Raw genomic sequence first — 25,452 nt, 5'->3', positions numbered from 1 at the left:
AGACGGCCGTCCTTCACGAGAGGTGCAAGATGCGATCTTCCCGACGCACGATCATCAAGACTGCATTCGCCGGCCTTGCGGCGGCAGTCTCCACGTCCGTTGTCAGCGGGACGGCAACGGCCCAAACTGCAGGAAAGCCCATGACCACAGCTTCAGGCCTCCAGATCATCGACAGCAAGGTCGGCACCGGCGCCTCGCCGAAGACCGGCCAGACCTGCGTCATGCACTATACCGGCTGGCTCTACGAGAACGGCCAGAAGGGCAAGAAATTCGACTCCTCCGTCGATCGCAACGAGCCGTTCGAGTTTCCGATCGGCCAGGGTCACGTGATCAAGGGCTGGGACGAGGGCGTCGCCACCATGAAGGTCGGCGGCAAGCGCACCCTGATCATCCCGCCGAACCTCGGCTACGGCGCGCGCGGCGCCGGCGGCGTGATCCCGCCGAACGCCACGCTGTTGTTCGACGTCGAACTGCTTGGCGTCAAATAAGCCGATGGGCGTCAAGTAACCGGCCCACAGCAACAGGGGCGCAGCGATGAAGATTTCGATCCTCGACGATTATTTCGACACGCTGCGCACCCTCGATTGCTACCGCAAGCTCGACGGGTATGACGTCAAGATCTGGAACGATCATGTCCAGGACGTCGATGCGCTCGCCGAACGGCTGCGCGATACCGAAGCGCTGGTCCTGATCCGCGAGCGAACCCAGATCCGCACGCCGCTGCTCGAACGTCTGCCGAAGCTGAAGCTGATCAGCCAGCGCAGCGTCTATCCGCATATCGACATCGACACCTGCACGCGGCTTGGCATCATCGTGTCGTCGAGCCAGCATGCCGATACGCCGTCCTACGCCACCGCCGAGTTCACCTGGGGCATGATCCTTGCGGCGATGCGCGCGATCCCGCAACAGATGGCGGCGCTCAAGGCCGGCAAGTGGCAGATCGGCGTTGGCCATACGCTGCGCGGCAAGACGCTCGGCATCTATGGCTATGGTCGCATCGGCGCCGTGGTCGCGGGCTATGGCAAGGCGTTCGGCATGAACGTGCTGGTCTGGGCGCGCGAGCCGGCGATGGCGAAGGCGCGTGCCGACGGCTATGAGACATCAGCCAGCAAGGCGGATTTCTTCGCCCGCTGCGACGTGCTGTCGCTGCATATGCGGCTGGTCGACGCGACGCGCGGCATCGTCAAGGCGGAAGACCTCGCGCGGATGAAGCAGACCGCGCTGATCGTCAACACCAGCCGCGCGCCGCTGATCGAGCCCGGCGCGCTGGTCAACGCGTTGCGTGCCGGCCGGCCAGGCATGGCCGCGATCGACGTCTACGAGAAGGAGCCGCTGCGCGACACGGCGGACCCGCTGCTCAACATGGACAATGTGGTCTGCACGCCGCATCTCGGCTACGTCTCGCGCGACGAGTACGAAATCCAGTTCACCGACATCTTCGACCAGATATTGGCCTACGCGGCCGGCACGCCGACCAATGTCGTGAACCCGGATGTTCTGGCACATCCGGATGTGCTGGCACATCCGCGCCCGCGCGGCTGAGCAGCGTCGTTCATGCTCGATCGGCCGGCTCGATGGGGCGGCCGTGTCATCTCTCGTTCAGCGAGGCCAGTGAGCCGCTGAGGTCACCCTGCCGACAATCCTCTTGATGCCGCCGAGTGCCTTCTGTCCCTTGCCCTTGGCTTCCAGGATCGCGCCTCGGCCCTGCATCGCCGGAGAGCCGGTGACCTTGCCAAGACGCCGCTTGAACCTGCCGATCGCCTCGTTGGCCGTGCCCTTGATCCTATCGGTCGCGCTACCCATGAAATTACTCCTTCGGAATACGCTGAGGTAACGCGCCGGAACATGGCGATGTTCCGATTCGGCGAGGTTCCGATTTTCCGCTCGCCTGCGCGGCTGCTTTTCGCTAGCGTTCCACGCACGAAATCAGGCCAACGAAAGCAAGAATGATGAGCGGTTCCCACGATCACACCCATTCCCACGACCATCACCATCACGACGAGCGCTGGAAGCACGACGGCGTCCGCGTGATTCCCGGCAACCAGCTCGATCCGAACGTGCCGTCGACCGCCGGCATGGACCGCAAGGCCGCGATCAATTTTGCCCGGGTCGGGGCGCAGAAATTGTGGGCAGGCACCGTCAGCATCAAGCCGGATGCCAAGACCGGCGCGCATCATCACGGCCATCTCGAAAGCATCATCTATGTCGTGAAGGGCAAGGCGCGGATGCGCTGGGGCGAGAAGCTGCAGTTCACCGCCGAGGCCGGCCCCGGCGATTTCATCTTCGTGCCGCCCTACGTGCCGCATCAGGAGATCAATGCCAGCCGCGACGAGGTGCTGGAATGCGTGCTGGTGCGCTCCGACGGCGAGGCGGTTGCGATCAACCTCGATATCGAGCCGATCGAGAAGCCGGAGACCGTGCTGTGGGTCGACCCGGTGCACCGCCATCCCGACGAGAAGAAATAGCCGCGGCGCCGCTATGCTGTCATTCCGGAGCTCGCGAAGCGAGAACGCCGGAATCTCGAGGTTCCGGGTTCGCGCTATGCGCGCCCCGGAACGACATCCCAGGAAGGGCTGAGATACCAGGGAGGCCAGCATGACGCTCGTGCGTTACGAGAGCGCCGACCACGTCGCGACCATCACGATGGACCGCGTCTCCTCGCACAACGCGCTCAACAACGCGCTGTGCGACGAGTTGCAGCAAGCCTGGCGGCGCTTTCGCGACAGCGATGACCGCGTCGCGGTGCTGGCTTCGGCCGAGGAGAAGTACTTCTGTGTCGGCGCCGACGTCCGGGATTTCCCCGCCAATATGTGGCAGGCGGTGCCCGGGCTCGGTGTCGAGCTGGACAAGCCGGTGATCGCGGCGACCTCGGGCTGGGTGGTGGGCGGCGGCTTCGTTTTGGTGCAGATGGCCGACATCTGCGTCGCCTCGGAGACGACGCGGTTCGTCTATCCGGAAGCCAAGATCGGCACCACCGGCGGCGGTGTCTCCTCGGTGCTGGCCCGCATGCCGCACAAGATCGCGATGGAGTTCCTGCTCGTCGGCGAGGAGCTGTCGGCCGAGCGGGCCTACCAGATCGGCTTCGTCAACCGCATCACGCCACCGGGGCAGCACCTTGCGGCGGCGCAGGAGCTGGCGGCCAAGATCGCGGGCAACGCGCCGCTGGTGGTGCAGGCGCTCAAGAAGCTCGCCCGTGACGCGATGCCGAAGGGGCCGCTGGAGACGGTCGCCGAGGTGCGCCGGCAGCTCGACGCCATCAAGGACAGCGACGACCTCAAGGAAGGCGCCAGGGCGTTCAGCGAGAAGCGCAAGCCCAGGTTTACGGGGAAGTGACCTTTTCCGTCATTGCGAGGGGCTCGCGACAAAATTGCAGGCAATCTTGCGCTGAAGCGACGAAGCAATCCATCTGTCCCTGAGCGGAGAAATGGATTGCTTCGCTGCGCTCGCAATGACGGGGCCTAACCCCTACGCAAACACCCGGTGATCGATCACACCGTTCGGTACGACATAGCCGTAACGCGTGTTCGACGGTTCGGGGCCGGCCTTCTCATACTGCGCCTTCATCATCGCAAAGCGGTCGCCCTTGAGGTCGAGCATCGCGCGCTTCGGCTGGATGTTGTAGAGTCGGGCGTTGTTGTCGCCGAAGATCGCCGTCTTCACCGGCCCGTCGGCGGGGCCGAGCGGTGCATAGCCGAACTTCTTCTGCATCATCTCCGGGATCTCCAGCCGCCGCAGGCCCTCGATCTGCCATTGCGGCGCGCCGGTCCACAGCGCATCGGTACCCCAGCAGACGTGGTCGGCGCCGAGCCCCTTGATCAAGGTACCCATCAGCGCGGCGCAGACATTGGGCTCGGCGACCAGCGTGGTCGCGAACAATTGTCCGACGTCGCCATAGACATTGTTGACGCCGTACTGCGCCGGGATGTCGGCGAGATCCGAGGTCCAGGCGACGCGGCCGGTGCGCTCGAACTCGGCGAGCGCGACCTTCGGATCGCCGCCGACATGGCGATAGGCCGAGTGGTAGATGATGAAGTTGAGCTGCGGCCAGTCCTTGGCGGCCTTTCCGACATCGGCAACGTCGGCGAAGCCGCGCAGATTCGGATACTGTTTCTCGATCCCGGGCGGAAACAGTCCCTTGTGGACGCAGACGTTCTTGATGCCCGCCTTCACCATCTTCTCATAACCCTTGTAGGCGACCTTCTCGTCGTCCAGCCGCCAGGGGTAGCGGCTGATCTCCTTGTGGGTGTTGTCGCCGATCGTGTAGCCCTTGCAGGATTCCGGCTTCAGCGCCAATGCGGCGTCGAGCTTGTCGAGCCAGCCGGGCTGCCCGGGCGTGAAGATGGCGTGGCAGAACACGCGCCGCGAGCCGGCCTCGTCGTTCATTTTCTTGCGCGCGTCGGCCATCTGCTCGTTGGTCAGGAACCAGTCCTGCTCGATATCCGACGGCGCCGAGGAGATCAGCGCGATCTTGGTGTCGGAATCGAGAAACATCTCCTTCTTGTAGTTGTTGAACTTGAGATCCTCGATGGTCTGCTCGTGATCGTTGAGCTCCTTGTTCCAGCCGGCCTTGCCGACCGCCTTGCGCATTTCCACAAAACCCATGATGCGGGTGTCGTCGCGCAGGAAATGCGTGTGCATGTCCATGATGAACTGGTCTTTGAGGGAGTTGGCGCGCTCCTGCGCCATTGCGGGTGTCGCGGCCTCCGCCGGCGTCACGGCGAACAGCTCCCCGTAGACCTGGTTCATCGCGACGAAGGAGGCGGCCATGCCGGCCGCGGTCTGGAAGAATCTGCGGCGGTCGAGGCCCTGCTTGCCGCCGAGATCGTCGGCCATCGCGAGCAGCCGCGCCTCGACCTCGCGCTGCCGTTCATTCTGCGGGTCGGGATAGAATTCGTCGCTGGAGACGATCTGGGTCGGGATCGGCGTCTGGTGCTGGCACAGTTCGGAGGGCATCAAGGCGGCAAGTTCATCGTCGGTGAGATTGCTGCTCATTCTTCGCTCCCACTTCTCGCCGGATTTTTCCGGTCGGATCGCCGCGGAGACTAGGACCAAGTCCGCCCGTCGTCCGCGCCGTTTGCCGGAAAACGCATTCACAAAATCGTGCATCGGATTGGCGGAGGCGAGATGCGCCCGTCGCGCAACCGGACATGCCCGCTGCTATGCTCGATCGCGCCGGATCGGACGAAGAAATCCGGAAGGGAGCGAACCATGATGTCATCTGACCATTCGCGGCGCAGCATGATCAAAGGCATCGGCATTGCAACGGCCGCCGGCGTGTTCGGCGCAGCGTCGGCACAGGCAGTGCCCGCGGTTCCTGTCGAAGGAGAAATATGGAGCAACGAATACTGGGCGAAGAAGGATGACATCCCCTTGTGGATGTTCCGCAAGCGGATCGGTGCGCCGAAGCCGGGCGAGCCCGCGCGGCCGGTGGTGTTCTTCGTCCACGGCTCGTCGGTGACATCACGGGTGTTCGACCTCACGGTGCCGGGCAAGGGCGAGTATTCGCTGCTGAACACATTTGCCCGCTACGGCTTCGATTGCTGGACCATGGACCACGAGAACTACGGCAAGTCCGGCCGCACGTCGGGCAATGCGGATATTGCAAGCGGCGTCGAGGATCTGAAGGCCGCGGTCGAGGTGATCGCGCGCGAGACCGGGCAGGAGCGATATCACTTCGTCGGCGAATCCTCGGGCGCGCTGCGGGCCGGCGCATTCGCGATGGCCGCACCCGAGCGCATCGACCGGCTGGTGTTCGCGGCCTTCACCTACAAGGGCGAGGGCTCGCCGACGCTGGCAAAGCGCGCCGAGCAACTCGCCTATTATCGCAGCCACAACATGCGCAAACGCGACCGCGACATGATCCGATCGATCGCAACCCGCGACAGGCCCGGCACGTCGGACCCCGCCGTGGTCGAGCTGCTGGCCGATGTCGAGATGCAGTTCGGCGACCAGATCCCGACCGGCACCTATCTCGACATGACCGCCAATTTGCCGGTGGTGCATCCGGAGAAGGTGCTGGCGCCGGTGCTGCTGGTCCGCGGCGAATATGACGGCATCGCCGCGGTTCCGGACCTCGAGGAGTTCTTCAACAAGCTGCCGAACGGCGATCGGCAGTTCATCATCCTGCCCGGCACCGCCCATTCGGTGGCGCTTGCCACCAATCGGGAGCTGTTCTGGCATGTGACGCGGGCATTCCTGACCATGCCGACACCGATTGTGACCTGACGTCACCCTGCGGCAGGACGCCGCAAGAAAAATCGGCGCGGTGATGTCGGGACGCGGCGAGGCGGTTCGTCCTCGGGGCACAACCCCGCGAAAAGGAGCGCCTTTCATGGCCAAGCCGACAATGATCTTCGTCAACCTGCCGGTCAGCAATCTCGCCCACGCGACCGCCTTCTATGAGGCGATCGGCGCGACCAAGAACGCGCAATTTTCCGACCACACCGCCTCCTGCATGGTGATCTCCGACACGATTCACGTCATGCTGCTGACGCACGACAAGTTCCGCGAATTCACCCCGAAGAAAATTGCCGACACCAAAACCACGAGCGAAGTGCTGATCTGCCTGTCCGCCGACAGCCGCGACGCGGTCGACGGCTACGTCGCCAAGGCAACGGGCGCGGGCGGCAGCGCCGATCCGTCGCCGCAGCAGGATTACGGCTTCATGTACGGCCGCAGCTTCGAGGATCCCGATGGTCACATCTGGGAAGTGATGTGGATGGACGTCGAGGCGGCGATGAAGGCGCAGTCCGCCGCGGCGACCGCCTGATCGCATCCCGCCATCACGAGGAGCTCAGCATGTCGAAGGTATCTCCCTGCCTGTGGTTCAACGGCGAGGCCGAGGAGGCCGCGAACTTGTACGTCTCGCTGCTGCCCGGTTCGCGGATCGAGACCGTCCAGAAGAATGTCATCGACAGCCCCGGCGGAAAGGCCGGCACGGTGCTGCTGGTCGAATTCACGCTCGCCGGTCAGCGCTTCATGGCGCTGAACGGCGGGATGAGGATGGAGCATACTCACGCGGTCTCGTTCGCGATCGACTGTGTAGACCAGGCCGAGGTCGATCGCCTGTGGGACGCGTTGCTCGCGGCCGGCGGCACCGCCGAGCAGTGTGGCTGGCTGCGCGATCGCTACGGCGTCGCTTGGCAGATCGTGCCGGCGGCGGTCCGCCAATATCTCGGCGGGCCCGACGCCGCCGGCGCCGCGCGTGTGATGCAGGCCGTGCTCGGGATGATCAAGCTCGATATCGAAGGCCTGCGCCGGGCCTATCAGGGTGAGGCGGCGGCGTGAGGTAGGGCTTCGCTGGCATCGCCCGGCTCGCCGCCTTCGCTAACGCTTCGGCGAGCCAGGGATTCGTGGCCTCGTCGACGCCTTGGCGTAGACGGACCGGGCGATCCAGCATTCCAGAGATTTCGGTGCTCGGCCGACAGGCCGCGGCGTACTCGATGCCCCGCATGAAGCGGGCATGACAGTATGGGCACGATGGTTCCGTCACATGACCGTGGCGACGGATCGCGGATGCAGCTGATATCGTATATTTGTCACAAGCTGTGTTCCCCTCGCACCATGCTTGCCCTTTGAACATCGTATCCAAATCTCCTTCTGTTCCGCGACGTCCCGCCGCGCGCACGGCGATCGTCGCGGCAATCGTCTTCATCGTCGCCCATGTCGTGCTGCTGCTCGGGATCACGGCGCCGGACAAGCTCTATTTCGACGAGGTGCATTACGTGCCGGCGGCGCGGCAGATGCTGCTGCCGGTGCGCGAGGGCCCGATCCTCAATCCGATGCATCCGCCGCTTGCCAAGGAGATCATCGCCCTCTCGATCAAGGCATTCGGCGATGGGCCGCTCGGATGGCGCTATCCCGCGGCGCTGTTCGGTGCGCTGGCGCTGGTCGGCGTCTATCTCGGCGGGCTTGCGCTGTTCGCGTCGCAGCAACGCGCGATCGCTGCCGCGCTGCTCGCCTTCTTCAACCAGATGCTGTTCGTGCAGTCGCGGATCGCGATGCTGGATATTTTCGCGCTCGCTTTCGGCCTGTTCGCGATCGCGGCGTTCGTCCACGGCTTCAGGCAACAGCAGCCGCAATTCGCCCTTGCGCTGGCGGGGCTGTTCGCGGGGCTTGCCAGTGCCTGCAAATGGAGCGGGCTGTTCGTGCTCGCGACCTGCATCGCGATCGTCGCTGCGATCCGCTTGATGCAGGGCTGGCGCACGCGCTTTGCCGACGCCAATGCGGAGGATTGGTACCGGCCGGAGCTTTGGCCGGATTTTCGTGTTCCGCACTTCATGGTCTGCTTCGTGCTGATCCCGGCGGCCGTCTATCTCGCGACCTTCGTGCCGCTCTACGGCCTCTCGTTCACGGATATCATGGAGGCGCAGCGTCGCATCTTTGCCGACAACACCACGGCCGCCATCGCGGGCCACACCTATATGAGCTCATGGCCGTCCTGGCCGTTCCTGGTGCGCCCGGTCTGGTACCTGTTCGAGAAGGTCGACGATGACAGGTTCGCCGCGATCGTGCTCCTCGGCAACCCGTTGGTGCTGTGGCCGGCATTGATCGCGCTGATCATTGCGCTGCGCGACTGGATCGTCGGGCGCGGCCGTGATGCATTTCTCGTGCTGGCGTTCTACCTCGGCCCGTATCTCGCCTGGGCTCTGCTGCCGCGCACGCTCGGTTTCATTTATTACTATCTCCCCGCGGCGACCACCGCGAGCTTCGTGCTGGTCTACGCCTTGACGCGCAAGGGTGCGCCGCGCTGGCTGCTGTGGGCGTTCGTTGCGGTTGGATGCGCAGGGTTTGTTGCGATGCTGCCGGTCACGGCCGCTGTCATCGAGACGTCGATGGCGACGTTCAACCGCCTGATGCTGTTTCAGGGCTGGATATGACGGTCTTTAAAGCAAAGTGATCCGCCTGCCGGGCATGGCAGGCGGATCGAGGCTGCGGGAGATTACTGCGAGGCGGTCTTGGTATCCATGTTGACGACCTGCACGCGGCGATTGGTCGGGTCCATCGGTGCGCTCGGGTCCTTCGGCCGGGTCTTGCCGTAGCCGACCGTCACGAGATCCGAGCCGTTCAGGCCGTAATGCTCGACCAGAAATTTCTTGATGGTGTCGGCGCGGCGCTCCGATAGGTCCTGGTTATAGGCCTCGCCGCCGATCGCGTCGGTGTGGCCGGCGACGACGAAGGTCGAGCCCTTCATGCTGGCATCGGACAGTGCCTTGCCGAGCTCCTGCACCGCCTGGGTCGAGCCCTTGCTGATGTCGGCCGAGTTGTAGTCGAAGTGGATCTCCAGATCGATCTTCGGCTTGTTCGCCGCGATGTCGGCGATCTCCTGGCGTTCAACGCGCGACAACGAACGGGTCTGCCGGTTGCGGACGGTGTTGAGGAAGCTTGCCTCCTTGGCGGAAGCCGCGAGGTCGACCTGCGTGCCGGCGGAAAGGCCGCGGGTGGCCGACTTCGGCTTCAGCGCATTGAGAATCTGTGCGGCCGGAACGGCCTCGCTGCCGGCCAGTGCGACGCCCGCCGTCATCGACAGCGCGGCGCCGATTGTCAGAAAAGACAAGGAAAAAGAGCGGGTCATGGTTTTCGTCCTCAAATGTCGGGCTAGCCAATCCGGCTTGCTGTCGTTTTGATGCTGGAAGAATAGGACCGGTTCAAAGCCCGGAATGTGATCTGGGTCACGGTTGGGTGTGCCGCCCCGCCTTGCGCCAGGCAGGCAGACGGGAAGCGAGGACATCATGGCCAACGTCAATCGTGTCCTCCGCTCGATCAATGACGAAGCTGCCTCGCGCTGCGTCGATATCTTCCTTCGCCCGGACGGCAGCATCGGCTTCGAGGAATATCGGCGGGACGTCGAAGATGGCCGTGGCTGGTTTCCGGTCGGCGGTCATTCGTCCCGCATCTTCCATGGAGAAAGCGCCGCGCTCGCGGCGGCGATCGGGGACGTTCCGTGGTTGCGGCGGGTCGTCGGATCGACGTAGCCGTTCCGAATGATGCGGAGCTGATTTCCGCCGCGCGGCTCTCCACAGCTGCGCGAATCTCACTACATTGCTGGGGCAATGTCCCGCGCCGCCGAACCCCTTTCGTTGAACAATGCTGCCGCCCGCCATATCTGGCTGCGCGCGCAGCGGCTCGATACCCAGGTGCCGTTCGGCGAAGGGGCATCAGCGGTGGCGGCCGCCGTCGATCATCTCGGCTATGTGCAGATCGACACCATCAACGTGATCGAGCGCTGCCATCACCACATCCTGTTCAGCCGCATTCCGGACTACCGCCGCGCCGACCTCAAGCAGGCGCAGAGCCGGGACAAGAGCGTGTTCGAGTACTGGACGCACGCGCTGTCCTACATTCCGTCCAAGGACATCGGCTTCTTCCTGCCGGCGATGAAGGCGCACAAGCGCGAGGGCCACAAATGGTTCTCGTCGGTGACCCCGGCGGATACGCGCAAGGTGCTGCGGCTGCTTCGTGCCGGTCCGCTGACGATCCGCGACATCGATGACGACGTGCTGACCGAGAAGGAGCATCTCTGGCAGAGCCGCAAGCCCTCCAAGCGCGCGCTGCAGCTCGCCTTCTACGGCGGCGTGGTCACGATCAGCGAGCGCGCCGGCATGCTGAAGACCTATGAGTTGATGACCCGGCACTTCGGCTGGGACAAGCCGCCGAAGCCGGCCCCGGCCTCGGCCCGGACGGCCTATCTGCTCGACCGCGCGCTGCGCTCACAGGGCATCGTCAGCCTGGATTCGATCTGCCATCTCGACGCGCCGAGCAAGAAGGCGGTGCGCAGCCTGATCGAGGCGAGGGTGCGCCGCAAGGAGCTGGTGCGGATCGCGCTCGATGGCGCCGGCAAGCAGGAGCATTGGGCGCGGCCCGAGGTGCTGGACGCGACCGGCGAGGGTGATCCCACCCTGGTCCACATCCTCTCGCCGTTCGATCCGCTGATCATCCAGCGCAAGCGCACCGAGCTGTTCTTCGGCTATGGCCACCGTTTCGAGGCCTATGTGCCGAAGGAGAAGCGCCTGTTCGGCTATTTCGCGCTGCCGGTGCTGGTCGGCGACGACATCGTCGCCGCCCTCGACCTCAAGACCGACCGGCAGAACAAGAAGCTCCTGATGCAGAAATGGAGCTGGGTCGGCAACGGCAAGAAGCAGGCGGCACGCAAGGAGCTGAAGCGGCGCATCGAGGAAGAGCTCGACCGCTTCGAGCGCTTCCAGCTGGCTGAATAGGGGTGGCTCCGTCATTGCGAGCCAACGGGTCGCGCGAACGCGCGCCCGATGGCTCGCAATGACGCCGTGCACAAAACGCACAGGTTTCCCGTTTGCGCTGTGAGCTATGAGTTTTTGCCATTGCTCAATGTGGGGCCAGCCAATAATCCTCACGGCAAGCAACACCCGGGGAAAGCTCATGAGCCAGACAGCTACCATCGCGCCCGATCGCGGCGCCCGCAGCGAGATCGAGACGTCGACGATCCGCGCGATCTCCTGGCGGCTGATCCCGTTCCTGATCCTGGCCTACTTCTTCTCCTATCTCGACCGCGTCAATCTCGGTTTCGCTGCGCTCACCATGAACAGCGAGTTGAAGTTCTCGCCGGTGGTGTTCTCGTTCGGCGCCGGCATCTTCTTCATCGGCTATTTCATCTTCGAGGTGCCGAGCAATCTGGCGCTGGAGCGGTTCGGCGCCAGCAAGTGGATCGCCCGCATCATGGTGAGTTGGGGCATCCTCTCGGCGTTGATGGCGGCGGTCTATGACGAGCACAGCTTCTACGCGCTGCGCTTCTTCCTCGGCGTCGCCGAGGCCGGCTTCTTCCCCGGCATCATCCTCTATCTGACCTACTGGTATCCGGCCGAGTATCGTGCGCGCTTCCTCGCCGCCTTCGCGCTCGCGGTGCCGATTTCGACCGTGATCGGCGCGCCGATCTCCGGCCTGTTGCTCGGCCTCGACGGCGTGATGGGCTTGAAGGGCTGGCAGTGGCTGTTCGTCATCGAGGGCATTCCCTCGGTGCTGCTCGGCATCGTCACCTGGTTCTATCTGACCGACCGGCCGGAGAAGGCCGAGTGGCTCTCGGCCGAGCAGAAGGCGTGGCTCAAGGCGAAGCTCGACGCCGAGGTCGCGGCCAAGCAGGCGGCGAAGCATTTCACGCTGGGCGAGGCGCTGTCCTCGCCCAAGGTGCTGGCGCTCAGCGCGATCTATTTCGGTTTCGTCGCCTCGCTCTACGGCATGCAGTTCTGGCTGCCGCAGATCGTCAAGGCGTTCGGTCTGACCAACGCGCAGACCGGCTTCGTCACCGCGATCCCGTACGCATTCGGCACCGTCGCGATGATCCTGTGGGCGCGCCGTTCCGATGCCACCCGCGAGCGCGTGTTCCATGTCGGCGCGCCGCTGCTGCTGACCGCGCTGGCCCTCGCCGTCTCCAGCTACATCACCGATCCGGTCATGACGATGGTGGTGCTGACGGTCGCCGCGATCGGCGTGTTCTGCACCTTCGCGGTGTTCTGGACGCTGCCGACCGCCTGGCTCTCCGGTACTGCCGCGGCCGGCGCGATCGCGCTGATCAACTCGATCGGCAACCTCGCCGGTTTCGGCGGGCCCTATCTGATCGGCTGGGTCAAGGAGGCTACCGGCAGCACGTCGACCGGCCTGCTGGTGCTGTCGCTGTTGCCGCTCGCCGCGGGCCTGCTGGTTTTCCTCGGCAGCCATGAGACCAAGACCGAGTTCGCCGGCGCGAGGTAGCTCGCCCTCAAATCACGTGTTCCCGTAGATGGGGTAACGGGCCGGCCGCCCGCTCGCTACGGCGCAATTTGGAAGCGCGCTCGCGAGCGGCCTGTTGGTTGGAAGGCGGTCGTCCCTCAAACTGATGGTGTTCAACGGAGTCGGGCAAGCCCGCTCCAAGCATCATTAAGGGACGACCATGTACCACTATGCAGGAATTGACGTGTCTTTGGAATGCTCGAGCGTTTGCCTTGTCGATGGGACAGGCAAGATTTTGCGCGAGACGAAGGTTGCGAGCGAGCCGGCGGCGCTGATCGCCTGGTTCCGGTCGCTGGGTCTGGTACTGGAACGGATCGGGCTGGAGGCAGGCCCCTTGTCGCAATGGCTGTATGCGGGTCTGCGAGACGCAGGGCTTGCGGTCGAGCTGCTGGAAACGCGGCACGTTCGCGAAGCCTTCAAGTCGATGCCGGTGAAGACGGACCGCAACGATGCCCGCCGGATCGCGCAGTTGATGCGGCTCGGCTGGTTCCGGCCGGTGCACTGCAAGTCGGTCGCGGCGCAGGAGACCCGCGCCATCCTGACGGCGCGCAAGCTGCTGCAATCCAAGCTTCGCGATGTCGAGAACAGCCTGCGCGGCATACTTCGCGGTTTTGGCCTGAAGGTCGGTGCGACCACCGAGCGCACGTTCGCCGGACGCATCCGCGAGCTCGTGACCGGCCATCCCGGACTGGAGTTGGTCGCGGCGGCGCTGCTCCAAGCCCATGCGGTGCTGCTGCGGGAGTTCAAGAGCCTGGACAAGCACACCCAGAAGCTCGCCAGGACGCATCCATCCGCCAAGCTCCTGATGACAACGCCGTCCGTTGGTCCGATCGTGGCGCTCACCTATGCCGCGGCGATCGACGACCCGAAGCGCTTCCGCTCCTCGAAGGCCACGGGAGCCCACTTTGGGCTCACCCCGAAGAAGTACCAGTCCGGTGAGACCGACTACACCGGCCGCATCAGCAAGATCGGGGATGCCTCCGTGCGCGAGGCACTCTACCAGGCAGCTCACGTCATGCTGACCAAGCCGGTCAAGAATTGCTCGGCATTGAAGAGCTGGGCGATGCGGATCGCCCGGCGCGCAGGCATGCGCAAGGCCAAGGTAGCGCTGGCTCGCAAGCTCGCCGTGATCCTGCATCGCATGCTCGCCGACACCAAACCGTTCAACCCGATGACCAAGGCCATCTAGCCAGGAGCAGCAATCGGTTCCGGGCGGGCCACGACACCAGGCTCTCCCCGAGCGAAGTCCCTCCGCTGGGACGATGGATCCGGTCAGGCCGCCATCCGGGAAGTGGCTCACGACCACGCAATCCGTAGATTGGCCGGCCGGCTCCTCAATGCACCCCATCAGGCGACGGCCTTCGCGCCGATCCCGTACAGAAGCAAGTGCCCGGCGAGTGGATGACGCGAAAAGGGATTGACTAACCAAGGCCCGTTACAGAAGCCCGGATGGAGCGCAGCGCAATCCGGGGAGCCGCCACCGGTGATGTCCCGGATTTCGCTCCGCTTCATCCGGGCTACGCATTTTCCGATCTCTGCACCCGCCAAATCCGACCCCGCTCACGAATTGGTTATCACTGACGAATATTGACATTTATCAGTGATAAATCGATACTCTTCATCAGTCGTCAGCCCGATGGAGATTTCAGATGTTCGTTCGTTCCGTTTTCTTGAGCTATTACAGGCTCTTAACCGGAGCGTCGCTGGCTTTCGCGGTGTTCGCGCTGACCGGCTGCAATGAAAAGGCGGCTGAAAACGCCGATCCGGGGCGCCCCGTTCTGGTGGCGACCGTCCATTATGAAGCTGAAACCCCTGAGCGCAGCTTTGTCGGCACCATCAAGCCCCGTATCGAAGCCGATATGGGCTTTCGGGTCGCCGGCAAGGTGGCCAAGCGGCTGGTCGAGGTCGGACAGACAGTCGACGTCGACCAGCCCTTGGCCACCCTCGACGAGGTCGACCTGAAGCTGCAGGCCGAGCAGGCGGAGGCGGAATTCCGCGCCGCCACCGGCGTGCTGGCGCAGGCCGCCGCCGCCGAGCAGCGCGCCAAGGATCTGAAGGCGAAGGGCTGGACCACCGACGCGGCACTCGATTCCGCCAAGGCCGCCGGCGACGAGGCCCGCGCGCGGCTGAACCGTGCCGAGCGCTCGGTCGAGCTGACCAGGAATTCCCTCTCTTATGCAACGCTGGTGGCCGACACCCGGGGTGTCGTCACAGCGACCATGATCGAGCCCGGCCAGGTGGTTGCCGCGGGCCAGGCTTCGATCCGTGTCGCCCCGACTTGGCGAGAAGGAAGCTGTCGTCGCGATCCCCGAGACGCTTCTTGCTCGTGCCAGGTCGGGCGTAGCCACGGTGACGCTGTGGTCGGACGCCAAGAAGAGCTATGCCGCCAGGCTGCGCGAGGTCGCGCCGCAGGCCGATCCCGCCACCCGCACCTATCTCGCAAAATTCTCGCTGCCGGACGCGGACGAGGCGGTCTCGCTCGGCATGACCGCGACGCTGACGCTGGCCGACAAGGCGAGTGAGCGCGTCGCCAAGTTGCCGCTGTCGGCGCTGTACAGCCAGGGCGGCGATCCCTCGCTCTACATCGTCGACGACAAGGGCGACATCGCGCTGAAGCCGGTCAAGGTGAAGGCCTATGAGAGCAACAACGTCGTCATCTCCGGCGGCGTCGACGATGGCGCCAAGGTGGTCGCCCTCGGTGTGCAGAAACTCGATCCGAGCCAGAAGGTGCGGGTCGTGTCGTCGCTGTCGTTCTAACCCTCGCATAGCAGCGGAAACGGTTCTGGGACTGGTCTAGAACTTGGAGAGTTCGATGAAGCGCTTCAACCTTTCGGCCTGGGCGGTCAGCCATCCGACGCTGGTGCTGTTCCTGATGATCATCCTCGCCGCCGCCGGCTTCTTCTCCTATGAGAAGCTCGGCCGCGCCGAGGATCCGTTCTTCACCGTCAAGGTGGTGAACGTCTCGGTGATGTGGCCGGGCGCGACCTCGCAGGAAATGCAGATGCAGGTCGCCGATCCGATCGAGAAGAAACTGCAGGAGCTGCCGTTCTTCGACAAGGTGCAGACCTATTCCAAGCCGGGCTTCACGGCGATGCAGGTCTCCTTCAAGGATTCGACTTCGCCGAAGGACGTGCCCTATCTCTTTTATCTGTTGCGCAAGAAGCTGGTCGACGTGCAGGGCGAGCTGCCCTCCGGCATCCTCGGTCCCGTCGTCAACGACGAATTCTCCGACGTCGATTCGATCCTCTATATGATGACCGGCGACGGCGCCAATTATGCGCAGCTCAAGAAGGTCGCGGAGGGTTTTCGCCAGCGCCTGCTGAAGGTGCCGGGCGTCACCAAGATCGATCTCTACGGCACCCAGGACGAGCGTATTTTCGTCGAGTTCTCGCATGCCAAGCTGGCGACGCTCGGCATCACGCCGCAGGCGCTGTTCGACTCGCTCGCCAAGCAGAATAACGTCACCCCGGCCGGTACCGTCGAGAGCTCGTCGCAGCGCGTGCCGCTGCGCGTCACCGGCGCGCTTGACGGCGTCAAGGCGGTTGCCGAGACGCCGGTCGAGAGCAACGGCCGCGTGTTCCGCCTCGGCGATATCGCGACCGTCAGCCACGGCTATGTCGATCCGCCGAGCTTCAAGGTGCGTCAGGAAGGCAAGCCGGCGCTCGGTATCGGCGTCGTCACCGCCAAGGGCGCCAACATCCTCGAACTCGGCAAGGAGGTCCAGAAGGCGACCGCCGAGTTCCTGAAGGCGGTGCCGCAGGGCGTCGATATCCAGCAGATCGCCGACCAGCCCAGGGTGGTCGAGCACGCCGTCGGCGAGTTCGTGCACTCCTTCGTCGAGGCGCTCGCGATCGTGCTGTTCGTCTCCTTTGTCGCGCTCGGCTGGCGCACCGGCATCGTAGTCGCGCTGTCGGTGCCGCTGGTGCTCGGCATCGTCTTCATCGTGATGAACGCAATGTCGCTCGACCTGCACCGCATCACGCTCGGCGCGCTGATCATTGCGCTCGGCCTTCTGGTCGACGACGCCATTATCGCGGTCGAGATGATGGTGGTGAAGATGGAGCAGGGCTGGGACCGCATGAAGGCGGCGTCCTTTGCCTGGGAATCCACCGCGTTTCCGATGCTCACGGGGACGCTGGTCACGGCCGCTGGCTTCCTCCCCATCGGCTTTGCCAATTCTGCGGTCGGCGAATATGCCGGCGGCATCTTCTGGATCGTGGCGATCTCGCTGGTCGCCTCCTGGTTCGTCGCGGTGATCTTCACGCCCTATATCGGCGTCAAGCTGTTGCCCAACATCAAGGTGCACCAGAACCACGATCCGCACGCGATCTACGAGACGCGGATGTATCGCGGCCTGCGCAGCGTCGTGCAGTGGTGCGTCGATCACCGCATCAAGGTGGTGGCGGCGACCGTCGGCGTCTTCGTTGCCTCCATCGTTGCGTTCGGCCACGTCCAGCAGCAGTTCTTCCCGCTGTCGGAGCGGCCCGAGCTGTTCCTGCAGCTGCGTCTGCCCGAGGGCACCGCCTTCAACGTCACCGAGAAGGCGGTGAAGCAGGCCGAAGGGCTGCTGAAGGGCGATGACGACATCCAGACCTACACCGCCTATGTCGGCCAGGGCTCGCCGCGCTTCTGGCTCGGCCTCAACCCGCAGCTGCCGAACGAGGCCTTTGCCGAGATCGTGATCCTCGCCAAGAACGTCGAGGCGCGCGAGCGCGTCAAGGCCAAGATCGAGCAGGCTGCCGCCGACGGCGCTTTGAACGAGGCGCGGGTCCGGGTCGACCGCTTCAATTTCGGTCCGCCGGTCGGCTTCCCGGTCCAGTTCCGCGTGATCGGCCCCGATGCCAACAAGGTGCGCGACATCGCCTACCAGGTGCGCGACGTCATGCACCAGAACAAGAACGTCAAGGACGTCCAGCTCGACTGGAACGAGCAGTCGCCCTACCTGAAGCTCGCCGTCGACCAGGATCGGGCGCGTGCGCTCGGCCTGACCCCGCAGGACGTCTCGCAGGCGCTGGCGATGCTGATCTCGGGCGCGCCGGTCACCACGATCCGCGACGGCATCGAGAAGGTCGGCGTGGTCGCCCGCGCGGTGCCGTCCGAGCGGCTCGATCTCGGCCGCGTCGGCGATCTCACCATCACCACGCGCAACGGCGTCGCCGTCCCGCTGCAGCAGATTGCCAAGATCGAATATGCGCATGAGGAGCCGATCCTGTGGCGGCGCAACCGCGACATGGCGATCACCGTGCGCTCCGACGTCGTCGACGGCGTGCAGGCGCCCGACGTCACCAACCAGATCTCGCCGAAGCTGAAGGACATCCAGGCCCATCTCGAGCCAGCCTACCGGATCGAGCCGGGCGGGGCGTTCGAGGAATCCGCCAAGGGCAATGCGTCGATCTTCATCCTCTTCCCCGTGATGGTGATGGTGATGCTGACGCTGCTGATGATCCAGCTGCAGAGCTTCTCGCGCCTGTTCCTTGTGTTCCTGACCGCGCCGCTCGGCATCGTCGGCGCCTCGCTGGGGCTCAACGTCGCCAACCAGCCGTTCGGCTTCGTGGCGCTGCTCGGCCTGATCGCGCTCGCCGGCATGATCATGCGCAACGCCGTGATCCTGGTCGACCAGATCGAGAGCGACGTGGCGTCCGGCCTGACCCGGCGCGAGGCGATTGTCGAAGCCACCGTCCGGCGCGCCCGGCCGGTGGTGCTGACGGCCCTGGCCGCCATCCTCGCCATGATCCCGCTGTCGCGCTCGGCGTTCTGGGGCCCGATGGCGATCACCATCATGGGCGGTTTGTTTGTTGCGACTTTCCTGACCTTGCTGTATCTGCCGGGCCTTTACGCCCTCTGGTTCCGCAAGACCCTCGAGGAGAGCGGCTCCGAGCAAACCGATACTGCGCCGCAGCATGCCGGCGATGCGCAACGCGCATTTCCACTTGCTGAGGCGGCCGAATAATTGAAGATTGAGCAGGCCAACATGACACTGATCTCGGAACATAGCGAAACCGACACCCGCGAGCGGATTCTCGTGGTGGCGGAGCGCTTGTTCCGGCAGATCGGGTATCAGAAGACGACGGTCGCCGACATCGCCAAAGAGCTGCGGATGAGCCCCGCCAACGTGTACCGCTTCTTCGATTCGAAGAAGTCGATCCACGAGGGCGTAGCCCGCGGCCTGATGGGCGAGGTCGAGATCGAGGCCCGGCGCATCGCGCGCTCGGAAGGGCCGGCGGCGCTACGCTTGCGCCAGATGATGACGACCATCAATCGCATGAACACCGAGCGCTATGTCGGCGATTCCAAGATGCACGAGATGGTCGAGATCGCGATGCAGGAGGACTGGGACGTCTGCGTCGCCCATATGGAGTGTATCGCCTCCATTATCGGCGAGGTGATCGCGCAAGGAGCCGCGTCGGGGGAGTTCGAGATCACGGACCTGCAGCTCGCCTCGCTGTGCGCCTGCACGGCGATGATGCGGTTCTTCCACCCACAGATGATCGCCCAATGTGCCACCAAGCCGGGCCCGACCATCGACCAGATGATCGATTTCGTGATCGCCGGCCTATCGCCGCGCGGCCGCGCCAATTGAGCGCCAGGGCTGACATTTTCGTCAGTTGACTTCCTTGTCATTCCGGGGCGATGCGTAAGCATCGAACCCCAATGCGCAATCGCGCATTGTGGAATCTCGAGATTCCGGGTCTGGTCCTTACGGACCATCCCGGAATGACGAGGACGCAATCGTGACCGCCAAAGACCTGCATTTCTACGAGCCGAAGAACGGCCACGGCCTGAAGCACGACCCGTTCAACGCCATCGTCGCGCCGCGGCCGATCGGCTGGATCTCCTCGCGCGACAAGGGCGGCAACGTCAACCTCGCGCCCTACAGCTTCTTCAACGCGTTCTGCTATGTGCCGCCGATCATCGGCTTCTCCTCCACCAACTGGAAGGATAGCGTCGCCAACATCCAGGACACCGGCGAGTTCGTCTGGAATCTGGCGACGATGGATCTCGCCAGACACATGAACGCGACGGCGGCGCATGTCGCGCGCGATGTCGACGAGTTCAGGCTCGCGGGCCTCACGCAGGTCGCCGGCAAGCTCGTCAACGTGCCGCGGGTCGCCGAAAGCCCGGTGTCGTTCGAATGCAAGGTGAGCCAGATCGTCCAGCTCCAGGGCGCCGACGGCAAGAAGGCCGAGGCCTGGCTGACGCTCGGCGAGGTCGTCGCCGTCCACATCGACAAGGCCTTCATCAAGGACGGCGTCTACCAGACCGGCCTCGCGCACCCGATCGTCCGCGCCGGCCGCCGCGGCGACTACTTCGAGATCAAGCCGGAAAACATGTTCGAGATGATCCGGCCGGATTGAGTGCTGCTCTATCCTCCCTCTCGCCGTTCTTCACGGGGGCGAGACGAGCGAAGCTCGCTCTTAGAGGGTAGGGTGAGGGGCTGCTTCCACCAGCTGTGATGGTCGTGAGACCTGTACCCCCTCACCCGAAATTCAAGCTGCGCTTGAATTTCGACCTCTCCCCGCAAGCGGGGCGAGGTAAGGGACGTTGCTCCGCTGCGGATTCGTGCGCTCCGCAACGACGGCCCGCACCACAACAATGTGAAATTTTCGCGCGCGGGGATGAAAAACCGTCACTCGCAACCTCTCCGAGAGCAGTCTAACCTCCACTCGCCAGGCCGGATCAACGGCCGGCCAACAGAGTGGGAGGATGCGATGACACGCCACGAGCGGAGCGATCCGAACGAAGAACAACGCGATCCGAATGTTTCACGGCGCACGCTGGTTCAGGGACTGGCGGTTTCCGCCGCTGCCGTAGCCAGCATCGGCAGCGCGCTGGCCCAGAACGCGCCCGCGCCGGTCGGGCCGCCGACGACGATCACCAGCCCGCCGCGCGACTTCAGTCCGCGCGGTGCGCCGACCACCTATTTCTGGGACCCCGACATCATCGCGGTCGATCCGTCCTTCAACGACCTTGCCCAGCCCAACACCTCGATCAAGCGCCTCTATACCGGCCTGTTGTGGGCGGAAGGCCCGGCCTGGAGCTCGCAGGGCCGCTATCTGCTGTGGAGCGACATCCCGAACAACCGGCAGATGCGCTGGTCGGAAGATGACGGCCATGTCAGCGTCTTCCGCATGCCGTCGAACTACTCGAACGGCAATTCGTTCGACTTCCAGGGCCGCCAGCTGTCCTGCGAGCATCTCACCCGCCGCGTGACGCGCTACGAGAATGACGGCACCGCGACCGTGCTCGCCGACAACTATCAGGGCAAGCGGCTGAACTCGCCGAACGACGTCGTCGCGCATCCGGACGGCAGCTACTGGTTCACCGATCCGCCCTATGGCGGCCAGCTCTATGAGGGCGAGCCTGATGCCGCGGGCGGCCCGAGCAATCCGGCCGGCAAGCTCAATCCCCGGATCGGCCAGCCGGCGGGCTTCGTGCCGGCCAAGCGCGAGCTGCCGACCAATTGCTACCGCATCGACCCGTCCGGCCGCGTCGATCTCGTAGTGAGCGAGGACCAGGTGCCGGACCCGAACGGCCTCTGCTTCTCGCCGGACTACAAGAAGCTCTACGTGGTCTCGACCGGCAAGGGACCGGGCGATAGCGGACCCGGCGGCAAGGGTGACGTTTTCGTGTTCGATGTCGGCGCCGACAACAAGCTTTCCAACGGCAAGCGGTTCAGCGATTTCACGATCGACGGCGTGAAGTGCGGACCGGACGGTATCCGCTGCGACGTCAACGGCAATGTCTGGTGCTCGAGCAATGCCGGCCGCGCGGTCGGGTACAGCGGCGTGACGGTGTGGTCGCCGGAAGGCAAGCTGCTCGGCCGTATCCGGCTGCCCGAGGTCTGCGGCAACATCACCTTCGGTGGTCCCAAGCGCAACCGTCTGTTCATGGCCGCAAGCCAGTCGCTCTACGCGGTCTATACCGCAACCCAGGGAGCGGGGGCCGCCTAGCTCGTCTTGCATGGGGATGGCGTCTGCGCCATCCCCCGCTACCTGATTGTCGCACCTCAGCTTTCGGAACTGAACCCGCGGCGTGCCGTTAACAAAATGGCGCCTGGGCCGCGTCAATTTCGCTTTATCTGCGAAGCGAAGTGTTCACCGGTGAACGGCACTTTCCGATAAGATCACCCATCCGCGCCGCCGTTTCATGAGGGATCCGCCATGAGCTTCCGCCGCGACTATATGACAAAACCGATCTTCTCCTGGGCGCGTGGCGTGCTGCCGACGATGTCGGACACCGAGCGCGAGGCGCTGGAAGCCGGCGACGTCTGGTGGGACGCCGATCTATTCACCGGCAACCCCGACTGGTCGAAATTGCTGGCGTTCGCGCCGGCCAGATTGACCGAGGAAGAGCAAGCCTTCCTGCACGGTCCGGTCGACGAGCTCTGCAGGATGCTCGACGAGTGGAAGATCAACTGGGAATGGCGCGATCTGCCGCCCGAGGTCTGGGCTTTCATCAAGGCCAAAAAATTCTTCGGCATGATCATCCCGAAGGAATTCGGCGGCCTCGGCTTCTCGCCCTACGCGCATTCCGAGGTGGTGCGCAAGATCTCGTCGCGCTCGCTGACCGCGGCCGTCACCGTGATGGTGCCGAACTCGCTCGGGCCCGGAGAGCTCTTGATGCGCTTCGGCACCAAGGAGCAGCAGGACAAATGGCTGCCGCGCCTCGCCTCCGGACAGGACATTCCCTGCTTCGGCCTGACCAGCCCGGAGGCAGGCTCCGACGCCGCCTCGATGATCGACACCGGCATCATCTGCAAGGGCAATTTCGAAGGCCGTGAGGTGCTCGGCTTGAGGCTCAACTGGCACAAGCGCTACATCACGCTCGGCCCGGTCGCGACGCTGCTCGGCCTTGCCTTCAAGGCCTATGATCCCGATCACCTCGTCGGCAGCGAGGAAGAGCTCGGCATCACCGTCGCGCTGATCCCGACCCATCTGCCGGGCGTGTCGATCGGCCACCGCCACCTGCCGGCGATGCAGGTGTTCCAGAACGGCCCGAACTGGGGCAAGGGCGTCTTCATCCCGCTCGACTACATCATCGGCGGCGAGGCACGGCTCGGTCAGGGCTGGAAGATGCTGATGACGGCGCTTGCCGCCGGCCGCGGCATCTCGCTGCCGTCGCTGTCGGCGGCCGGCGCTGCCTATGCCGCGCGGACCACCGGCGCCTATGCCCGCGTCCGCGAGCAGTTCGGCATCTCGATCTCGAAATTCGAAGGCATCGAGGAGCCGCTCGCGCGTATCGCCGGCACGGCCTATCTGCTCGACGCCGCGCGGGCGGCTGACCTGCGCCGCGCTGAACGAGGGGCATCATCCCGCCGTCATCTCCGGGATCATGAAGTTGCACGCCACCGAGCGGATGCGGATCGCGATCGACGACGCCATGGACATCCATGGCGGCAAAGCCGTGATCGACGGGCCGCAGAATTATCTCGGCGGGCTCTACCGCTCGGTGCCGGTCGGCATCACGGTCGAGGGCGCCAACATCCTGACCCGCAATCTGATCGTGTTCGGGCAGGGCGCGATCCGCGCGCATCCCTATCTGTTGCTGGAGATGAACGCGCTCGGCGAGACCGACCGCGACAAGGGTCTGACCGCGTTCGACATCGCGTTCTGGAAGCATGTCGGCCACAGCTTTGCAACCATGTTCCGCGCCTGGGGCCGCAGCTGGAGTTTTGGGATGTTCGCACCGGCGCCGGATGCCGGCGATGCGACCGAGTTCTATCGCCAGCTGTCGCGCTATTCGTCGGCGTTCGCGCTGTGCGCCGACATGGCGCTGCTCACCCTCGGCGGCGCGCTAAAGCGCAAGGAGATGCTCTCGGCACGCTTCGGCGACATCCTGTCCGAGCTGTATTTGCTCTCCGCTGCTTTGAAACGCTGGCAGGACGAGGGCCGGCAGAAGGCGGATCTTCCCGCGCTCGAATGGTGCATGGCATCCGGCTTCAAGACCATCGAGAACCGCTTTGCGGAAATCTTCGCCAATCTGCCGAACCGCCCGATGGCTTGGCTGCTGAAATTCCTGATCCAGCCGTTCGGCGCCCGCGTCACGGGCCCGACGGACCGCGTCGTGCAGCAATGCGCGCAGCTCGTGCTGTCGCCGTCGGCGGCGCGCGACCGCCTGACGCCGGACCTCGCCTTTGTCGAGGATGACGGCGGCATCGCAAGGCTGGAGAAAGCCTTCCGCCTCGTCACCGAGGCCGAGGATGCCGCTAAGCAGCTGCGCGCGGCGCGTCTGCATGACTGGAAGGAGGCGGTCAAGAAGGGCGTTATCACCGAGGCCGACGGCGAGAAGCTTGCCGCTGCCCACGAGGCCGTCGCCAAAGTGATCGAGGTCGATGATTTTGCGCCGGAGGCGCTGTCCCCGATTTACAAGAAATCCGCCGACGTGCATCAGTTCTTCCAGGAGCTTGGTGAGCAGAGGGCGGCGAGCTGATGGCGCGACCAGTCTTTATTGTCGACGGCAGCCGGACGCCGTTCCTGAAGGCGCGCTCCGGTCCCGGCCCGTTCACCCCGGTCGATCTTGCCGTGCAATGCGGCCGGCCGCTGCTGGCGCGGCAGCCTTTCGCGCCCACCGCCTTCGACCAGGTCATCCTCGGCTGCGTCAACGTGATCGCCGACGAGATGAACCCGGCGCGCGTTGCGGCTCTCAGGCTCGGCATGGGCGAGCAGATGGTCGCCTTCACGGTGCAGATCAATTGCGGCTCCGGCATGCAGTCGATCGACACCGGCTATCGTTACATCCGCGAGGGCATCTCCGACCTGATCCTCGCCGGCGGTGCCGAAGCCTTGAGCCACGCGCCGCTGGTCTGGCCCAATTCGGGCGTGCGCTGGTTTGCCGACTTCGCCGGCGCCAAGGGGCTAGGTGCCAAGATCGCCGCGGCGCTGAAGGTGAAGCCGAGTTACTTCAAGCCGATCATCGGCCTCGAGCGCGGGCTGACCGACCCGATCACCGAGCTCAACATGGGGCAGACCGCCGAGAAGGTCGGTCATCTCTTCGGCATTACGCGCGCGCAGTCTGATGCGTATGCCGCCGAGAGCCATCAGCGGCTGGCCAACGCGCAGCAGCAGGGCTTTCTCAAGGGCGAGGTCGAGACCGCGTTCTCCCGCGACGGCAAGTTCTTCGACCATGACGACGGCGTCCGACCGGACTCGACGCCCGAGACGCTCGCAAAGCTGAAGCCGGTGTTCGAGCGTCCGTGGGGCCAGGTCACCGCCGGCAATTCCTCGCAGATCACCGACGGCGCCTCCTGGGTGATCCTGGCGTCCGAGAAGGCGGTGGCCAAGCACGGGCTGACGCCGAAGGCCGTCATCCTCGACAGCCAATGGTCGGCGCTCGATCCCTCGATCATGGGCCTCGGCCCGGTGCTCTCGGCGAGCGCGCTGCTCAAGCGCAATAGCCTGACCTTGCAGGATGTCGAGACCTGGGAGCTGAACGAGGCCTTCGCCACCCAGGTGCTGGGCTGCCTCGCGGCATGGAACGACGAAAAATTCTGCCGCGAGATCCTTGGCCTCGATGGCGCGGCCGGCGAGATCGACCGCGCGAAGTTGAACGTCGACGGCGGCGCGATCAGCCTCGGCCATCCGGTCGGCACCAGCGGCAACCGCATCGTGCTACATCTGGTCAATGCGATGAAGCGGCTCGGCACCAGGCGCGGCGTCGCCACCGAATGCATCGGTGGCGGGCAGGGCGGCGCGATGTTGATAGAGACGGTGTGAT

At 64.6% G+C, this 25,452-nt stretch carries 20 protein-coding genes and 2 pseudogenes; 19 read left to right on the top strand and 3 right to left on the bottom strand.

Translation table 11 applies throughout. The features are described from left to right. Positions 1 to 29 precede the first annotated feature (29 nt). Both ACVMIH_RS20260 and ACVMIH_RS20255 read left to right on the top strand, forming a co-directional pair. Positions 30 to 488, top strand: a complete 459-nt coding sequence (locus ACVMIH_RS20260) for an FKBP-type peptidyl-prolyl cis-trans isomerase (protein WP_143270760.1) — start codon at positions 30 to 32, stop codon at positions 486 to 488. 46 nt (positions 489 to 534) lie between these two features. Then, entirely contained in the window at positions 535 to 1,542 is a 1,008-nt protein-coding gene (locus tag ACVMIH_RS20255; protein ID WP_057016939.1) for a D-2-hydroxyacid dehydrogenase family protein, read from the top strand. A gap of 57 nt (positions 1,543 to 1,599) precedes the next feature. On the opposite strand, the gene ACVMIH_RS20250 is transcribed toward ACVMIH_RS20255, so the two are convergent. Beyond that, a complete protein-coding gene (locus ACVMIH_RS20250) occupies positions 1,600 to 1,803 on the bottom strand; it encodes a CsbD family protein (RefSeq protein ID WP_057016940.1) in 204 nt (67 codons plus the stop codon). Between the two features lie 146 nt (positions 1,804 to 1,949). Between ACVMIH_RS20250 and ACVMIH_RS20245 the strand changes: the two genes are divergently transcribed. Beyond that, complete coding sequence (locus ACVMIH_RS20245; protein WP_057017016.1) at positions 1,950 to 2,465, top strand: cupin domain-containing protein; 516 nt, start codon at positions 1,950 to 1,952, stop codon at positions 2,463 to 2,465. A 130-nt stretch (positions 2,466 to 2,595) separates the two neighbouring features. After that, positions 2,596 to 3,333, top strand: a complete 738-nt coding sequence (locus ACVMIH_RS20240) for an enoyl-CoA hydratase/isomerase family protein (protein ID WP_076826100.1) — start codon at positions 2,596 to 2,598, stop codon at positions 3,331 to 3,333. 132 nt (positions 3,334 to 3,465) lie between these two features. On the opposite strand, the gene ACVMIH_RS20235 is transcribed toward ACVMIH_RS20240, so the two are convergent. Continuing rightward, positions 3,466 to 4,992, bottom strand: a complete 1,527-nt coding sequence (locus ACVMIH_RS20235; protein WP_057016941.1) for an amidohydrolase family protein — start codon at positions 4,990 to 4,992, stop codon at positions 3,466 to 3,468. A 216-nt stretch (positions 4,993 to 5,208) separates the two neighbouring features. Between ACVMIH_RS20235 and ACVMIH_RS20230 the strand changes: the two genes are divergently transcribed. From ACVMIH_RS20230 to ACVMIH_RS20215, 4 genes are all read left to right on the top strand, one after another. Continuing rightward, positions 5,209 to 6,225 (top strand): alpha/beta hydrolase, encoded by a 1,017-nt coding sequence (locus ACVMIH_RS20230; protein WP_057017017.1) that lies wholly within the window; start codon positions 5,209 to 5,211, stop codon positions 6,223 to 6,225. Positions 6,226 to 6,331: 106 nt separating this feature from the next. Beyond that, positions 6,332 to 6,769, top strand: a complete 438-nt coding sequence (locus ACVMIH_RS20225; RefSeq protein WP_057016942.1) for a VOC family protein — start codon at positions 6,332 to 6,334, stop codon at positions 6,767 to 6,769. Positions 6,770 to 6,798: 29 nt separating this feature from the next. Beyond that, positions 6,799 to 7,287, top strand: coding sequence for a VOC family protein (locus tag ACVMIH_RS20220; RefSeq protein ID WP_057016943.1), 489 nt, complete (start codon positions 6,799 to 6,801; stop codon positions 7,285 to 7,287). A 287-nt stretch (positions 7,288 to 7,574) separates the two neighbouring features. Continuing rightward, a complete protein-coding gene (locus ACVMIH_RS20215; protein ID WP_456863114.1) occupies positions 7,575 to 8,879 on the top strand; it encodes a phospholipid carrier-dependent glycosyltransferase in 1,305 nt (434 codons plus the stop codon). 62 nt (positions 8,880 to 8,941) lie between these two features. Here the strand turns inward: ACVMIH_RS20215 and ACVMIH_RS20210 are convergent, their stop codons facing one another. Then, positions 8,942 to 9,574, bottom strand: a complete 633-nt coding sequence (locus tag ACVMIH_RS20210) for an OmpA family protein (protein ID WP_057016944.1) — start codon at positions 9,572 to 9,574, stop codon at positions 8,942 to 8,944. A gap of 157 nt (positions 9,575 to 9,731) precedes the next feature. Between ACVMIH_RS20210 and ACVMIH_RS20205 the strand changes: the two genes are divergently transcribed. The 11 genes and pseudogenes from ACVMIH_RS20205 to ACVMIH_RS20155 all read left to right on the top strand — a co-directional run bounded on the left by ACVMIH_RS20205 (position 9,732) and on the right by ACVMIH_RS20155 (position 25,451). Beyond that, entirely contained in the window at positions 9,732 to 9,974 is a 243-nt protein-coding gene (locus ACVMIH_RS20205) for a hypothetical protein (protein WP_057017018.1), read from the top strand. A gap of 78 nt (positions 9,975 to 10,052) precedes the next feature. After that, positions 10,053 to 11,216: a winged helix-turn-helix domain-containing protein gene (locus tag ACVMIH_RS20200; RefSeq protein WP_057016945.1), complete on the top strand. Its 1,164-nt coding sequence runs from the start codon at positions 10,053 to 10,055 to the stop codon at positions 11,214 to 11,216. A gap of 178 nt (positions 11,217 to 11,394) precedes the next feature. Then, on the top strand, positions 11,395 to 12,720 hold the full coding sequence (locus ACVMIH_RS20195; RefSeq protein WP_057016946.1) for an MFS transporter: 1,326 nt from the start codon (positions 11,395 to 11,397) through the stop codon (positions 12,718 to 12,720). 178 nt (positions 12,721 to 12,898) lie between these two features. After that, entirely contained in the window at positions 12,899 to 13,927 is a 1,029-nt protein-coding gene (locus ACVMIH_RS20190; RefSeq protein ID WP_057016162.1) for an IS110 family RNA-guided transposase, read from the top strand. Between the two features lie 460 nt (positions 13,928 to 14,387). Next, positions 14,388 to 15,495 (top strand): annotated as a pseudogene (locus ACVMIH_RS20185) (efflux RND transporter periplasmic adaptor subunit). Positions 15,496 to 15,550: 55 nt separating this feature from the next. Further along, entirely contained in the window at positions 15,551 to 18,688 is a 3,138-nt protein-coding gene (locus tag ACVMIH_RS20180; protein WP_456863110.1) for an efflux RND transporter permease subunit, read from the top strand. 21 nt (positions 18,689 to 18,709) lie between these two features. Then, on the top strand, positions 18,710 to 19,318 hold the full coding sequence (locus tag ACVMIH_RS20175) for a TetR/AcrR family transcriptional regulator (RefSeq protein WP_057017019.1): 609 nt from the start codon (positions 18,710 to 18,712) through the stop codon (positions 19,316 to 19,318). A gap of 151 nt (positions 19,319 to 19,469) precedes the next feature. Continuing rightward, on the top strand, positions 19,470 to 20,093 hold the full coding sequence (locus ACVMIH_RS20170) for a flavin reductase family protein (RefSeq protein WP_057016949.1): 624 nt from the start codon (positions 19,470 to 19,472) through the stop codon (positions 20,091 to 20,093). A gap of 354 nt (positions 20,094 to 20,447) precedes the next feature. Then, entirely contained in the window at positions 20,448 to 21,689 is a 1,242-nt protein-coding gene (locus ACVMIH_RS20165; protein WP_168857240.1) for an SMP-30/gluconolactonase/LRE family protein, read from the top strand. 210 nt (positions 21,690 to 21,899) lie between these two features. After that, positions 21,900 to 24,168, top strand: a pseudogene (locus ACVMIH_RS20160) (acyl-CoA dehydrogenase). Then, positions 24,168 to 25,451, top strand: coding sequence for an acetyl-CoA C-acetyltransferase (locus ACVMIH_RS20155; RefSeq protein ID WP_168857239.1), 1,284 nt, complete (start codon positions 24,168 to 24,170; stop codon positions 25,449 to 25,451). The pseudogene ACVMIH_RS20160 and the gene ACVMIH_RS20155 overlap by 1 nt, the downstream one beginning before the upstream one ends. Position 25,452: the final 1 nt, after the last annotated feature.

It is taken from the genome of Bradyrhizobium sp. USDA 4503, assembly GCF_054055815.1.
Note: the sequence above shows the minus strand (reverse complement) of the source record. Positions and strands in the feature narration are given on the sequence as shown.

Coding starts and splice junctions, on each gene's coding strand:
- ACVMIH_RS20260 (WP_143270760.1), top strand. CDS start 30: ATGCGATCTTCCCGACGCACGATCATCAAGACTGCATTCGCCGGCCTT.
- ACVMIH_RS20255 (WP_057016939.1), top strand. CDS start 535: ATGAAGATTTCGATCCTCGACGATTATTTCGACACGCTGCGCACCCTC.
- ACVMIH_RS20250 (WP_057016940.1), bottom strand. CDS start 1,803: ATGGGTAGCGCGACCGATAGGATCAAGGGCACGGCCAACGAGGCGATC.
- ACVMIH_RS20245 (WP_057017016.1), top strand. CDS start 1,950: ATGAGCGGTTCCCACGATCACACCCATTCCCACGACCATCACCATCAC.
- ACVMIH_RS20240 (WP_076826100.1), top strand. CDS start 2,596: ATGACGCTCGTGCGTTACGAGAGCGCCGACCACGTCGCGACCATCACG.
- ACVMIH_RS20235 (WP_057016941.1), bottom strand. CDS start 4,992: ATGAGCAGCAATCTCACCGACGATGAACTTGCCGCCTTGATGCCCTCC.
- ACVMIH_RS20230 (WP_057017017.1), top strand. CDS start 5,209: ATGATGTCATCTGACCATTCGCGGCGCAGCATGATCAAAGGCATCGGC.
- ACVMIH_RS20225 (WP_057016942.1), top strand. CDS start 6,332: ATGGCCAAGCCGACAATGATCTTCGTCAACCTGCCGGTCAGCAATCTC.
- ACVMIH_RS20220 (WP_057016943.1), top strand. CDS start 6,799: ATGTCGAAGGTATCTCCCTGCCTGTGGTTCAACGGCGAGGCCGAGGAG.
- ACVMIH_RS20210 (WP_057016944.1), bottom strand. CDS start 9,574: ATGACCCGCTCTTTTTCCTTGTCTTTTCTGACAATCGGCGCCGCGCTG.
- ACVMIH_RS20205 (WP_057017018.1), top strand. CDS start 9,732: ATGGCCAACGTCAATCGTGTCCTCCGCTCGATCAATGACGAAGCTGCC.
- ACVMIH_RS20200 (WP_057016945.1), top strand. CDS start 10,053: ATGTCCCGCGCCGCCGAACCCCTTTCGTTGAACAATGCTGCCGCCCGC.
- ACVMIH_RS20195 (WP_057016946.1), top strand. CDS start 11,395: ATGAGCCAGACAGCTACCATCGCGCCCGATCGCGGCGCCCGCAGCGAG.
- ACVMIH_RS20190 (WP_057016162.1), top strand. CDS start 12,899: ATGTACCACTATGCAGGAATTGACGTGTCTTTGGAATGCTCGAGCGTT.
- ACVMIH_RS20180 (WP_456863110.1), top strand. CDS start 15,551: ATGAAGCGCTTCAACCTTTCGGCCTGGGCGGTCAGCCATCCGACGCTG.
- ACVMIH_RS20175 (WP_057017019.1), top strand. CDS start 18,710: ATGACACTGATCTCGGAACATAGCGAAACCGACACCCGCGAGCGGATT.
- ACVMIH_RS20165 (WP_168857240.1), top strand. CDS start 20,448: ATGACACGCCACGAGCGGAGCGATCCGAACGAAGAACAACGCGATCCG.
- ACVMIH_RS20155 (WP_168857239.1), top strand. CDS start 24,168: ATGGCGCGACCAGTCTTTATTGTCGACGGCAGCCGGACGCCGTTCCTG.